This window comes from Blautia sp. HCP3S3_H10_2 (assembly GCF_052122375.1).
Taxonomy (GTDB): Bacteria; Bacillota; Clostridia; order Lachnospirales; family Lachnospiraceae; genus Blautia_A.
In genome coordinates, this window is sequence record NZ_JBQKCL010000024.1 from 16,315 (window position 1) to 29,860 (window position 13,546).

The 13,546-nt window shown below is 42.1% G+C and carries 13 protein-coding genes and 1 tRNA gene; 2 read left to right on the forward strand and 12 right to left on the reverse strand.

Features of this window, described 5'->3' with window-relative positions; all coding sequences use genetic code 11:
• Positions 1 to 258 precede the first annotated feature (258 nt).
• From ACTQWB_RS17915 to ACTQWB_RS17945, 7 genes are all read right to left on the reverse strand, one after another.
• A complete protein-coding gene (locus ACTQWB_RS17915; RefSeq protein ID WP_441502771.1) occupies positions 259 to 756 on the reverse strand; it encodes an acyl-CoA thioesterase in 498 nt (165 codons plus the stop codon).
• A 178-nt stretch (positions 757 to 934) separates the two neighbouring features.
• Entirely contained in the window at positions 935 to 1,405 is a 471-nt protein-coding gene (smpB, locus tag ACTQWB_RS17920; RefSeq protein WP_021926591.1) for an SsrA-binding protein SmpB, read from the reverse strand.
• A gap of 10 nt (positions 1,406 to 1,415) precedes the next feature.
• Positions 1,416 to 3,761: a ribonuclease R gene (gene rnr, locus ACTQWB_RS17925; protein WP_441502781.1), complete on the reverse strand. Its 2,346-nt coding sequence runs from the start codon at positions 3,759 to 3,761 to the stop codon at positions 1,416 to 1,418.
• A 233-nt stretch (positions 3,762 to 3,994) separates the two neighbouring features.
• The gene (gene secG / locus ACTQWB_RS17930) at positions 3,995 to 4,231 is read right to left on the reverse strand and encodes a preprotein translocase subunit SecG (protein WP_118578738.1); all 237 of its coding nucleotides are present in this window, start codon (positions 4,229 to 4,231) and stop codon (positions 3,995 to 3,997) included.
• Positions 4,232 to 4,286: 55 nt separating this feature from the next.
• Positions 4,287 to 5,627 carry a phosphopyruvate hydratase gene (gene eno, locus ACTQWB_RS17935; RefSeq protein ID WP_441502772.1) on the reverse strand — a complete coding sequence of 447 codons (1,341 nt, stop codon included), beginning with the start codon at positions 5,625 to 5,627 and terminating at the stop codon, positions 4,287 to 4,289.
• Positions 5,628 to 5,734: 107 nt separating this feature from the next.
• Positions 5,735 to 6,151 (reverse strand): amino acid-binding protein, encoded by a 417-nt coding sequence (locus ACTQWB_RS17940; RefSeq protein ID WP_441502773.1) that lies wholly within the window; start codon positions 6,149 to 6,151, stop codon positions 5,735 to 5,737.
• A gap of 87 nt (positions 6,152 to 6,238) precedes the next feature.
• Entirely contained in the window at positions 6,239 to 7,312 is a 1,074-nt protein-coding gene (locus tag ACTQWB_RS17945) for a M24 family metallopeptidase (RefSeq protein ID WP_441502774.1), read from the reverse strand.
• Positions 7,313 to 7,944: 632 nt separating this feature from the next.
• Between ACTQWB_RS17945 and ACTQWB_RS17950 the strand changes: the two genes are divergently transcribed.
• On the forward strand, positions 7,945 to 8,826 hold the full coding sequence (locus tag ACTQWB_RS17950) for a polysaccharide deacetylase family protein (protein WP_441502775.1): 882 nt from the start codon (positions 7,945 to 7,947) through the stop codon (positions 8,824 to 8,826).
• Positions 8,827 to 8,835: 9 nt separating this feature from the next.
• On the opposite strand, the gene ACTQWB_RS17955 is transcribed toward ACTQWB_RS17950, so the two are convergent.
• From ACTQWB_RS17955 to ACTQWB_RS17970, 4 genes are all read right to left on the reverse strand, one after another.
• Positions 8,836 to 9,705, reverse strand: a complete 870-nt coding sequence (locus ACTQWB_RS17955; RefSeq protein ID WP_441502776.1) for a DegV family protein — start codon at positions 9,703 to 9,705, stop codon at positions 8,836 to 8,838.
• A 150-nt stretch (positions 9,706 to 9,855) separates the two neighbouring features.
• The gene (locus tag ACTQWB_RS17960; RefSeq protein WP_441502777.1) at positions 9,856 to 10,392 is read right to left on the reverse strand and encodes an HNH endonuclease; all 537 of its coding nucleotides are present in this window, start codon (positions 10,390 to 10,392) and stop codon (positions 9,856 to 9,858) included.
• A 130-nt stretch (positions 10,393 to 10,522) separates the two neighbouring features.
• Positions 10,523 to 10,696 (reverse strand): hypothetical protein, encoded by a 174-nt coding sequence (locus ACTQWB_RS17965; RefSeq protein ID WP_441502778.1) that lies wholly within the window; start codon positions 10,694 to 10,696, stop codon positions 10,523 to 10,525.
• Between the two features lie 376 nt (positions 10,697 to 11,072).
• Positions 11,073 to 12,650, reverse strand: a complete 1,578-nt coding sequence (locus tag ACTQWB_RS17970; protein WP_441502779.1) for an Ig-like domain-containing protein — start codon at positions 12,648 to 12,650, stop codon at positions 11,073 to 11,075.
• Between the two features lie 150 nt (positions 12,651 to 12,800).
• Here ACTQWB_RS17970 and ACTQWB_RS17975 point away from each other — a divergent pair, with 150 nt between their 5' ends.
• Positions 12,801 to 13,028: a helix-turn-helix domain-containing protein gene (locus ACTQWB_RS17975; RefSeq protein ID WP_441502780.1), complete on the forward strand. Its 228-nt coding sequence runs from the start codon at positions 12,801 to 12,803 to the stop codon at positions 13,026 to 13,028.
• Between the two features lie 237 nt (positions 13,029 to 13,265).
• On the opposite strand, the gene ACTQWB_RS17980 is transcribed toward ACTQWB_RS17975, so the two are convergent.
• A tRNA-Trp gene (locus tag ACTQWB_RS17980) sits at positions 13,266 to 13,336 on the reverse strand.
• Between the last annotated feature and the right edge of the window lie 210 nt (positions 13,337 to 13,546).

Below are 13,546 nucleotides of genomic sequence, written 5' to 3' on the forward strand. Positions count from 1 at the left end.
ACCCCTCCTGTTTTTTCAAAAAATAACTCACTTCTCCAATTCTTATCTTCATTATAGGATTTTTTCTTACCCTTCGGAATGGTTGCTTATGGGAATATTTGTCTAAACTTGTGCAACAATAATGCAATCATACCCGCAGAAATTATGTAATAGGAGATTCCAGCGGAATTTCCTATAGCGTAAAAAAAAGCCAGGGGCAGTTTTCTGCCTCTGACTCATATAAATGATGTTCGTTTCAAAAGGTCTTTTTGACACGAGCTAAAAACCTGCCTCTCTTCGCTCCTTGCGCATTTCCCTGCGAAGCACAGCAGCCTCGTGGCGCCCTTTTTCAGCCTCTGTCCGGATGATCAGTCCAGGAATCTGTGTAGGACGCTCTTTCTCATTTACAGCCACCATCACGGAGAAAGCACGGTTCACCAGGTAGCGCATTCCATCTGCGCGCTCCACGTAAGAATCAATTTCCACTTCCATAGAAGTGTTTCCCACATAGGTCACATAACCGATCATTACAAGGATCTCTCCTTCGTAAACAGGCTCCTTAAACTGCAGATTATCAACTGCTGCAGTTGTTACCCGGTAAGTCCCGCAATGACGCATGGCAACTACACCTGATACTTCATCTACCCACTGCATCAGCATTCCGCCAAAGAGTCTGCCTCCGGCATTCAAGTGCTGATGCATGATCAAATGTACCTGCTCTGTTTTGGAATCCTCCACAGTTTTCATAACACGTTTTTCTTTTGTATTCTCTTCCATAGCTGGCCTCTCTCACTGTTTTTGCAATGTTCTTGCAATGTTTTTGAAATATGATTGCCGCCCTGTTGCCATTCACAGCTTTCATAATATCCGATTTCACGCCGCAAGTCTCGGGTTTTCTGTGAATTTTGGACACAAAAAATACCTCGCGGAATGTAACCTGTGAATAATAACAGTTTTAATACAGATTCTTCACCTTGAAATCACGCTCTGCTTCTCTTCTCTGGTCTTTCTTGGCAATATCCTGGCGTTTATCATACAGCTTTTTACCTCTCGCCATACCAATCTCCACCTTCACAAGACTGTCCTTGAAATAAACCTTGATAGGCACAAGGGTAAGTCCTTTTTCCTTCAGCTTGGCTTCCATTTTATTGATCTCGCTGCGGTGAAGAAGAAGCTTACGGATACGCAGGGGATCCTTGTTAAAAATATTTCCTTTCTCATAGGGGCTGATGTTCATTCCATAAATATAAACTTCCCCATTCTGAATTCGCACAAAAGACTCTTTGACGCTGCATTTTCCCATGCGCAGAGATTTTACTTCTGTTCCTGCCAGGGCAATTCCCGCTTCGTAGGTATCCTCTATGAAATAGTCATGAAATGCTTTTTTATTATTTGCAATCAGTTTGATTCCTGGTTTCTTTGCCATAAGCTCCTCCCTATATGGATTGTCTCCAGTCCTGTTCTTCCGCCAGGACAAAATCTACCGTTTTTAACATGGTATCCGCATCTGCTACCCGCACACGTACCTTCTGTCCCAGTGCAAACACCTTATGGGTCACGTCTCCTCTCAGCTCATAAGCCTCCTGGTCAAAGGTATAATAATCATCCCGTAATGTATTCACATGAACCAGTCCCTCTACCGTATTGGGAAGCTCTACATAAAAGCCCCAGCCGGTCACACCGGAAATGATTCCCTCGAACTCTTCTCCAATATGATAAGACATATATTCTGCCTTTTTCAGCTTGTCAGATTCTCTCTCAGCCTCATCTGCACGGCGCTCGCAAACACTGGACTGGCGGGCTACATCTTCCAGGATTTCCTTATAATGCTCTGTTTTCCCTTCTCTTTCCAGCCGTCCACGAAGCTTATCCTTAATGATCCTGTGGATCTGGAGATCCGGATAACGCCGGATCGGGGAGGTAAAATGGCAGTAATATTTCGCCGCCAGTCCAAAATGGCCGCTGCACTCTGTAGTATATTTCGCCTGCTTCATAGTCCGAAGGGTAAGGCGGCTGATCTGCGGCTCATTTGGAAGTCCCTCGATACTTTCCAGAATCGTCTGGATTTCCTTAGGAGTGATTTCCTGTCCATGCTTCTGCACCGGCACTCCCTGATTATGAAGAAGGGTGAGAAGACTCTCCACTTTCTCCGGATCCGGAGTCTCATGGGTGCGGTAAACGAAAGGCATATCGTCCCTGCAGCATTCTTCTGCCACAGTCTCATTTGCCATAAGCATGAAATCCTCAATGATCCTGGTAGCCACATTTGCCTCATAGGGCTTAATGTCAATAGCTCTTCCAGCAGCATTTAAGATAATCTTACTCTCCGGAAAATCAAAGTCAATAGATCCTCTGTGATGTCGGTTCCCGCGAAGAATTTCTGAAAGCTCCTTCATCAGGAAAAACATTGGCACAAGCTTTTCATAGCGCCTCTTCGCCTCTTCATCTGTATCCTCCAGAATATTCTTCACATCTGTATAATTCATCCGCTCGTCTACACAGATCACAGTCTCTGCGATCTTGTGGGAAATCATATTTCCTCTTTCATCAATATCCATAAGACAGCTTAAGGTAAGACGATCCTGCCCCTGGTTCAGGGAGCAGATTCCGTTGGAAAGACGCACCGGAAGCATGGGAATTACACGGTCTGCCAGATAAACACTGGTTCCCCGCTTCAAAGCCTCACGGTCAAGGGCACTGCCGCCCTGTACATAATTGCTTACATCAGCTATGTGAACGCCAAGATGATAAATTCCGTTTTCTTTTGTAAGTGTAACCGCATCGTCCAGGTCCTTGGCATCCTCACCATCAATCGTGACCGTCTGGAGATGACGAAGATCCAATCTTCCTTCCCTGTCCGCATCCAGAACATGATCCGGCACACGGTCTGCCTGACGGATCACCTTATCTGGAAATTCACTTGGAATTCCAAAGCTTTTTACAATAGCAAGAATGTCTGTTCCAGGGGCACGGCAGCTTCCCAGGTTCTCTTTAATTTTTCCTTCCGGATTACGGTTCTTGCTTCCGTAACTGGTGATCTCCACCACAACTTTATCTCCGTCTTTGATTCCCTGGGAATCCTTTCTTGGGATAAATACATCCTTGGAAAACTTCGGATTGTCACTTATCACGAAGCCAAAGTCACGGCTGTTCTCGTAAGTTCCCACGATTTCTGTCATGCCTCTTTCCAGGATCTGCACCACGATTCCTTCACGACGTCTGCCTTCCTGTGGCTCTTTTGTAATTATAACACGGACTTTATCCTGATGCATAGCCGTTCCGGTGCAGTCTTCCGGAATAAATACGTCGTTGTCTTCCCCCTCGATTTCTACGAAACCAAAGCCCTTGGGATGACCGATAAAGATGCCTTCCACGGATGGGCAATCCGGATATTCGTTCTCCAGGCGGGCAAGACGGATTTCCGGATCATCTTCCTCATAACGTCTGCCGTGTTTACGATCGTTATATTTCTCTTTTCCTTTGCCGTAACGTTCTTCATATTTCCGTTCAGAATGCTTTCCTGACTTACCTTCTTTTTTTCCGCCAGAGCGTTTCTGTGAACTGTCAGCTTCTCTTCTTCCACGAAGCTTCTCTTTCCCACGCTTTCTTCCTGTTACCTTGGAATAACGTCCCTTGGAATCCAGGTCAGCTTTCCCCTCAGCTACCAGCTCGTCCAGCACACGGTACAGATCCTTCTTTTCATCCTTCGAAAGACGCAGAAGACCTGCAATCTCACGGAAACGCATAGGCTGGTATACCGGATCTCCCAGAAGCTCCATCATAAATTTCTTTCGTTTATCTAATTCTCTTTCTTTACTCAACTTGTCTCCTTTTTCATGCCTGTGGGCACAGGCTGCTCTATCTATATTACATTACACGTGCAAATTATACGCAAGACCAAACTCCTCATCATAACACGAAGTGCCTTTTATGACTAAGAAATTCCATCAAAATTTCCTGTTACATAAAAAACACCCTTGCGATCAGATCAACAAGAGTGTTTCCCAGTTCATTCTTAGAAATTCAGGTTCAATACAACTGCCAGTACAAAGAACAAAACTCCCATAACTGTAGTTGCCTTAACAAGTCCGCCCTCCATGGAACGTCCCTTGTTCTTACCCCAGTATGTGTCTGCAGCTCCGGCGATAGCGCCAAGACCCTGTGACTTACCTTCCTGCATAAGGACGACTACGGTAAGGGCAATACAATCTATAACAAAAAGAATTGTTAAAATCGTTCTTAAAATCTGCACGTGGTTACACCTCCTAATCAACTAGAGGTTATTGTACCATAGACGGCTTTTTATTTCAACTATTTTTTATCAGCATTATACCAAAAGGATTTTCGTATACAGACAGACTGCCAAGCTGCTCGTGAATCCTCAACAGCTGGTTATACTTGGAATTTCTGTCTGAACGGCATGGTGCACCGGTTTTGATCTGTCCTGCCCCTGTTGCAACAGCCAGATCAGCAATAAAGGAATCCTCTGTTTCGCCCGAACGGTGGGAAATCACCGAGCGGAATCCGGCTCTTGCCGCCAATTCCACAGCTTCCAGAGCTTCTGTAAGCGTCCCGATCTGATTGACTTTGATCAGTATTGCATTCGCAGTTCCCAGTTTGATTCCACAGGATAAGCGCTTAATATTCGTCACAAAAAGATCATCTCCAACCAGCTGTACTCTTTTTCCAAGACGTTCTGTCATTTCCTTCCAGCCTTCCCAGTCATCCTCCTGAAGTCCATCTTCAATAGAAACAATGGGAAAATCATTTAGCAGATCTTCATAATAACGGATCATTTCCCCAGAATCCCGGATAACCTCTTCTCCCGTCATCTTACTTTCACCAGGAAAATAATAGCCATTTTTTTCTCCGTCGTAAAGTTCACTTGCTGCAGCATCAATGGCAATCCCAACGTCTTTTCCCAGTTCATAGCCTGCATGTTTTACAGCTTCTTCAATCAATTCCAATATTTCTCTGGAGTCCCTCAGATCCGGAGCAAAACCGCCCTCGTCCCCTACAGCTGTAGATAAGTTTTTCTTTTTTAGAATAATCTTCAGCGACTGGTAGATTTCCACGCACATACGGATTCCTTCTGAAAAACAGGAAGCACCAACCGGCATGATCATAAATTCCTGCAGATCTACTGTATTATCTGCATGCCGTCCCCCATTCAGAATATTCATCATTGGAACTGGCATCCTGTTTGCATGACACCCGCCTATATACTGATAAAGCGGGATACGAAGCGCCATGGCAGCTGCTCTTGCCACAGCCATGGAAGCACCGAGTGTGGCATTTGCACCAAGATTGCTCTTATTATCCGTGCCGTCAGTCTGAATCAAAATAGAATCTATATACGTCTGATTCAGTGCATTTTCTCCCAGAACCGCTTCTGCAATTTTCGTGTTTACATGATCCACTGCCTTTTGTACACTAAGACCTTTATAATTTCCTTTGTCACCGTCTCTTAGCTCCAGCGCTTCAAATTTCCCTGTGGATGCACCTGAGGGAACTGCAGCACGGCCTGTATATCCATTGATTCCAATAACGCCTTCGCCCACTGTCACTTCTACTTCCACAGTAGGATTGCCTCTGGAATCCAGAATTTGTCTTGCGTGAATCTTTCGAATAGGCAAATACCGTAACATATCCTTACCTCCTAAAGATTGATAACGGTAGTTTTTCCAGTTATTCAAAGTTCTATGCAAGAATCCAGTTGTCACATCATGCTTCTTTATCTACCATCTTACTTCTCTTAGTGAACTTCAGAAATAGAATTAAATCCTTTGCTTGTCAGGCATGCTTCCACCTCACAGATATCCGGTACATGAAGTACCATGATCGGAAGTCCTGTAGCACGGTTAAAGGACAGATACAGATAATCAATGTTAATATTACTTTCCTGAAGGCTGAGAAGAAGGTTATTCAGATTACCAACCTCATCTTTCACCTCGATTCCAAGCACATCACTGAGTTTGCAGATGAAGCCTGCCTTTGTAAGAGCCTCCAACGCCTGCTCAGGTTTGGAAACAACCATACGCACGATTCCATATTCTGCACTGTCGTTGGTAACAGAACCCAGAATATTAATGTCCTCTTCCAGAAGTATTCCAGTTACCTGCTGCATTTTCCCTTTGATATTCTCAGCAAATATAGATAATTGTTTCAGCATTTTCTTATTCCTCTCTTTTTAATAACAATATTGATATTTTTTGCAAAAGTCATTCGTTAGAACCGACATTTGCAATAACTGTTCTTCCTATTTTTCCACCGGAACCTCGATCAGCTCTTTCGGAGAATGTGCCAGATTACGGCAGCCATCCTCAGTTACCACTACCATATCCTCAATACGAACACCGCCAAAACCAGGCACATAAATACCAGGCTCTACAGTCTCGATCATGTTTGCTTTCAGAATAGTGCCATCAGATGGTGACAGGCGTGGGCTCTCATGGATAAAAAGTCCTACACTGTGGCCGAGTCCGTGGCCGAAATACTCACCATATCCGGCCTCAGTGATAATGTCTCTTGCTACCTTGTCAACGCTGGCTCCGCTAACTCCTGCCTTTACTGCGGCAAGACCAGCCAGCTGCGCCTTTAATACCACATTGTAAATTTCCTTCTGCTTGTCGCTTGCTTTTCCAAGTACAAAGGTACGTGTCATATCAGAGCAGTATCCCTTATATTTGCAGCCGAAATCACAGGTAACGAAATCTCCCTCTTCCAGTTTCTTATATCCCGGAATTGCATGTGGCATAGAAGAGTTCAGGCCAGAAGCAATGATTGTATTAAAGCTTAAATCTTCTGCCCCTTCTTTTTTCATCAGGTATTCCAGTTCTGCTGCAACTTCAAGCTCTGTCATTCCCGGTTTCACGATTTTCAGAAGCCCTGCAAATGCTTTGTCACCGATTTCCTCGGCTCTGGCAAGACATTCCAGTTCCTCCTCCGTTTTGATCTGGCGAAGATCATCAATTCTGCTGCCAAGAGGTGTCCATGTCTGAACCGGTAGTTCTTTTTTCAGCTTGTCAAAATCACAGCAAAGCATAGACTGATCTTCATATCCCATATGGAAATCACCGTTCACATTCTCTTTCTCCATACACTCTTTTAAAATGGTCTGGCGACTGTGTGCACGGCATTCTTCAATAACAGTAAAATCACTCTCTTTACCAGCCTGCTCGGTATAACGGGAATCTGTGATCAGTACCTTCTGTACGGCAGAAATATATAAAGCACCTTCGCCACCTCTGAACCCGCTTACATGACGCATGTTATAAGGGTCTGTGATCACAAGTGCATTCAGCTTTAATTCATCAAGAATTTTGTTTAACATCTTTGTTTCCTCCTCTTCTTTTGTAATATAACATTTCCAAACGGATATAAGGAATTTCAAATCACCAGATTCCATCAAGGAGATTATTTTCGTCTATACTTTATCACGTTGAAAAGTCATATTCTATTAGTCTTATCATACCACATTCTCCTCTTTAATATTGTCTGAATTTTCAATTCTTTTTGTGCATATAAACTTTTTATTTTGTGTAAAATAATATTTTTTCAAATTATTTATTGACAAACGCAAAATAATCTGTTATAGTAAGCTCATAAAACAAAAGGGACTTAAAAATAAAAACAAAAAGGAGTGAGACCACCGAAAACATAAGTTATTTACTTATAATTTAAGAAAGAGAGGTACGGACCACCAGAAGCATAAAGAATCATCTTAATTCTTTTATAATTTAAGTAAAGCGAGGTACAGTCCACCAAGAACGTAAGCCTTTAATTCCAATTGTTTTAAACGCATAAACTTAAGAAAGCGAGGTACATTCCATTGGATATGGAACAGATTTAAGCCACCAGTAAACGTCGATGCTGGTGGCTTAATTTATATCCTGCTCGTACAAAGGTATATTTTTCCTTTTTCTTCATATATCTATAAAAATCACTTCGTGAGGTTTCTTCCCCATGAAATTTCCTTTTCCCATCCACGGAAAAAAAATAGCCTCCTGCATTTTAAATTTTGCTGACCAAAAGCGTCCTGTCATCAAAGAATTTCTTCAATATGCCGGTGTGCCCCTGCTTTTTGTGCTTTCCTTTCTGGCAGGCTCAGTGACAAGGATCGCCATCTCCCATTTTCATTCTCCTGACGCTTTAGAAGTCTCTTCTTCCGGCACCAGCTGGGGACTTAGCTTTCAGGAAGAAGGCAAACGCCCCATAGGAAATGCTTCTATTGAAGAACTTGCCCCTTACAATGCTTTTTTCGCAAAAGACACGCAGGAGAAAAAAATCTATCTAACCTTTGACTGTGGTTTCGAAAATGGCAATACGCCTCTGATTCTGGAAGCTCTTGAAAAGCATCACGTAAAAGCAACATTTTTCGTTGTGGGAAATTTTGTAAAAGACAATCCGGATCTGATAAAAGAAATGGTACAGAAAGGACATATCGTAGGAAATCACACCCTCTCCCACCCAGATATGTCTGGAATCTCCTCTATGGACGATTTCCAAAAGCAATTAGAGGGTGTGGAAAATCTGTATAAAGAAGTGACCGGAGAATCCATGACGAAATTCTACCGGCCACCTCAGGGAATCTACAGCACAAGTAATCTGTCCATGGCAAAAGAACTAGGATACAAAACCTTCTTCTGGAGCCTTGCCTATGTGGACTGGTATCAGGATAAACAGCCTTCTAAAGAAGAAGCCTTCCAGAAGCTTCTGGGCCGGATTCACCCTGGTGCCATTGTCCTGCTTCATAATACATCTTCCACCAACGGACAGATTCTGGATGAACTGCTGACCCGCTGGGAAGAAATGGGCTATACATTTGGTACACTTAATGAATTTTAAACGCAGATTCTATCTATTGCTTCCAAAATAGATCACAGCCTGCACTCCAGGGCCGGTATGGATTCCAATGATAGGGCTCATCGGCATCACAACAACTTTCGCCTGCGGTACTGCCGCCAGGATAGCTTCTTTCTCTTTCTCGGCCTGCTCTGCAGCATCTCCATGACAGATAAATACATAAGGATGTTCTTCGTTAAGACCAGAACTGATGTATTTGGACACGATGGTATTCTGGGCAGCTTTGGAGCCACGTACCTTCTCCGGGATTGCCAGGGTGCCATCTTCCGCAATACGAAGAACAGGCTTGATCTTCAGCTTGCCGCCAATCCAGGCAATTGTAGGAGAAATGCGGCCTCCTCTTTTCAGGAAATCCAGATCATCCACCGTAAACCAATGGCAGATATGAAGACGGTTCTCTTCCAGCCATGCGGTATTCTCATCCAGGGACATTCCCTTCTCCTGATTCTCTGCTGCAAGGATCACCAGAATTCCCTGTCCGCCTGTTGCTGCAAGGGAATCCACACAGGAAATCTTACGCTCCGGATATTCTTCCATCAGCTCTGTAGCTGCAATATGGGAGCTCTGCCAGGTAGACGTCAGACCTCCTGACAAGGAAATATAGAGAATATCCTTCCCAGCTTTCAGAAATGGTTCAAAGTAATCCGTATATGTAGCAGGGGAAATCTGGGAGGTACTTCCCGTCCCGCCTGCACGAAGTTTGTCATAAAATGCCTTGCTGTCCCAGTTTCCGGGATCCTTATGTGGGCACTCCTCTCCGTTCAGCTGATACACCATAGGAATCAGATGAATCTGACCTTTATCCAGAATCGATGCAGGAACGTCTGCAGAAGTATCTGTTATAATTACATATTCACTCATAATCGGTTCTCCTTATCTGATTTGACAGTTACTATTCGCAGTAACCGGTTAAGTATTTTTATTATACCATACTTCTGTTATAGCGTGGGGATTTTTTAATATTTTTACTATTTTGCAGGAGATTTACGTCTTTCCATCTATATTTTCATCTTAGCTACAGATTTTTTTGAGTTTCTTTCTGAGTTCTTTATTCCCCTTCTTCTTTAACTGATAAGCCAGGATATCCAGCATTTTATCCTCAAATTCCGTCTGTGACAAATCTTGTTTCATGGCGTTGCAATGCTTGCAGGTACATTGTAGATTTTCCAGATCATTTGTTCCACCTTTCGCCAATGGAACAATATGATCTACCGTAAACTGATCAAAGCGTACAAATTTTCCGCATAATGCACATTTTCCCTCAGTCCGCTCATATACGTCGTTTCGTATTTCCGGTGAAAATACTTTTCTTGCTGCCACCTGCTTTACCGTTTCCTTTGGTTCTTCCCCATGAACCAAAGGAAACGGCGGATCCAGCCGTACCATCATAAAACCATTTAGTTTCTTATGCGCCCGCCGCAGCATATCTTTTGCTTCTTTTGATGTGAAAACAGTGGCATTTTCTTTTAAATCTGTTTTTTCCACACCATTCGTAGGCGTAATATGCGCATACTGATCCTCCTTGTTCAAAATGTATCTCTCGATCATCAAATGCTAACCTCCGCTTTTAGCTTTTTGTCCTTTTTCAATAATCCGCACGTAATTGAAAAAGGCACTATGTTTTATTTTAGCAAAAAAGCTGGGAGGGAGCAACAGATGAAAGCGTTCCCTTTTCATGTTATTTCTCTGCTACAAGATGCATACGAAAACCTTTCTGCATTTCAAGCTTCTGCACTTTTAACCCTGCTCTTTGACACATTTCATACAAGCCAGCATGTCCGGAATCATACACTTCTGCTGCTTTGGTAAATTCTTTTATGGACAAATCTTTATATTTCTGTTCTGTTAACATCCTTATATTCCCTCCATTTTTTGAGTTAGGTTTTTCTAACCTAATTTAACATATAACATGTTAAGATGGAAGAAACTTATAATATTTTAAATTTCTTTTCTATTTTGAATAAAACAAAAAGCCGAAAAGCATTGATTTTACCAGCTTTCCGACTCATCAGTAGCAGGAGATGAGAGAATCGAACACCATCCGAAATGCCAGAAAATGGCGGAAATAATTCTGGCATGGAAAAAAGTGGAAATGGAATTGAAAAAGACTTTACATAATTCGCTATCATCCGAAATGAAAAGCGGTGAAATAAACACCGCTTTCCACTAAAATTATCATCTCATTATTCACTCGTATGTGCTTCAAAAATCGTTTTCGACTTATACGATCAATCGGCTGTGTTCACACCCGTACCCTTTACCGTTACATAACAACTAGCAGAAACAAATGAATCCTCATCAGACCGACAAGTAATAACAGCAGTTCCCTCCTTAAGAGCCTTAAGGTTTCCACTAGCATCTACACTAACCACACTACTATCAGAGGATGACCATGAAACAGTCTTATCCTTCGCACCAGTAGGATAAGTAGATGCGACTAAGTTATAAGTATCACCAACTTTATCAAGAGTGACATCAGTAACATTTAAACTAATTTCTATAATTGAAAGATTAACCTTTACAGTACAAGATGCTTTAAGAGATTCATGCCCCTTTACATAGCAAGTAATTACAGCAGTTCCATTATGATAACCATGCAATCTACCCTCATCTATACCTACTATCTTTGGGTCTGATATTTCCCAAACAACGTCTGTCTCATCAGAATTACTCGGAAGAATTGTCTCATACAATTCATAGGTCTCCCAATCATTTGTAAGTTCCATGTAAGTTTCATTAAGCGTAATAGATTCCGCTAAAATTTTGTCAGTATCATTGCTATCATCATAGTCTACAGTTACATCGCAATATTCAGAAATATTATCATCAGAAACCAACTCACAATATATATTTGTTCTTCCTTTTCTTAAAGCAGTAATATTACCATTATTATCAACTGTTGCTACCCTTTCATTTCCTGAGAACCATTTTACCTCCTTATCAGTAGCATTATCAGGTTCTACAGTAGCAATTAACTGTTTAGTAGCACCCTTACTATTGAGAGTAATGTCAGTCTCAGACAGTTTAATACCAGTAGCCTTAACTACAGGTTTAGCTGGTTCTGTAGGTGTAGGTTCGGGCTTTTCAGTTGGCTTCGGAGCCTCAGTCGGTTTCGGTGTTTCCGTAGGTTTCGGACTAGGCTTTGGTGTTTCCGTAGGTTTCGGAACCTGCGTAGGAACAGGATTAGGCGTCACAGTAGAAGCCTTACCCTTAACCGTAACGGAGCAAATCAAAGTCTTTCCATCAACCTTAACAGTTACAGTAGACTTTCCTGCTTTCTTAGCAGTTACAACAGCACTCTTAGTATTCGTTGCTTTCTTAATGGTAACATTTTTGTTAGAAGCCTTCCAAGTAGCCTTACTCTTAGTTCCAGAAAGTTTCAGTGTGTATTTCTTACCCTGCGTAATTGTTAAAGAAGTTTTGTTAATTCCACTCTTCTTTACTTTCACAGTACAGGTATAAGATTTCTTACCATAGGTAGCAGTTACCTTATATGTTCCAGACCTCTTAGCTGTAACAGTAGCACTCCGAGTATCCTTCTTGCCAACGGAAACTGTCAGATCCTTGCTGTTTGTTTTCCACTTCACTTTCTTCTTGTTCTTAGCATTTACTCCAGAGATTTTCAGGGTGTACTTCTCACCAGTAACAAGTGTAACACTCTTCTTAGAGATTTTCACACTAGAAGCTGCCTCAACCTCCGACACAACTCCCAACGGTTCCAACACCGAACCAACAGGTGCAGACGTAACCAAAGTAACCGCCGTTACAATACTGCACACCCCTTTCATGATTTTCTTCTTCAACATAATTCTTCCTCCTTTTGCGTTATCAAAACTCCAATGTACTGGTTCTTACTGATTACATTATATGCGACTGCAATCGCATATTCAAGTGGTTTTTTCTGTTCTAAAATTAAAGTGCAACTATTTGTTAGTGATTTTAGGACGGTAGACAAAATGCAGCACATCAATGTGGAGATAGATTACTCTCCGTTGTTAACGAAATTAGAAAAAAGAAATTTGTCTGGCTATAAACTGACAGACTTCGGAATACCTCATAAAACCATCTATAATATAAAACAGGGAAAAATTGTAACCATAGAAACGCTTGCCAAATTCGCCTATATTCTGGACTGTAGTATCAGCGACTTGGTAATTTTAAAATGCACTATACAAGATGAATAATGAAAGGACTAAAACTTAACGTTTAATAAGCGTGGGCGGTCTTAATGACCGCCCTCTTTTTAAGATCAGACTTACAAAAGTTAAGTATCTCACAGAAAATGGATTGTAACAGTAAAGGAACCTTCCAAAACATTCGCTGAATGCAAGGATTTATTCCTATTTGACTAGGTTTCAAAATTTGCAAAAAAACAAAGCGCTGAACCCCAGTAAAATCAAGGCTTTCAGCGCTTCAAAAAGCAGGGGATGAGAGAATCGAACTCCCACCAAAGGTTTTGGAGACCCCTATCATACCATTTGACCAATCCCCTATTTTATAAAGAAAAGTGACTATTACTAGCCACATTCATTTAAAGGTTTGTACCTTCAAAACTACATACATGCTACATCCTAATGGAATCATTTTACCTTGCGTCCGTTCGAATGCGGTCACTTCGCAACTCCGTTGCTCAGTGACATTTGCTCGCAAATGTTCAAGCCAGCCTGTGAACTTCCCTCTGCAAGTAAACTTGCTCCGGTCA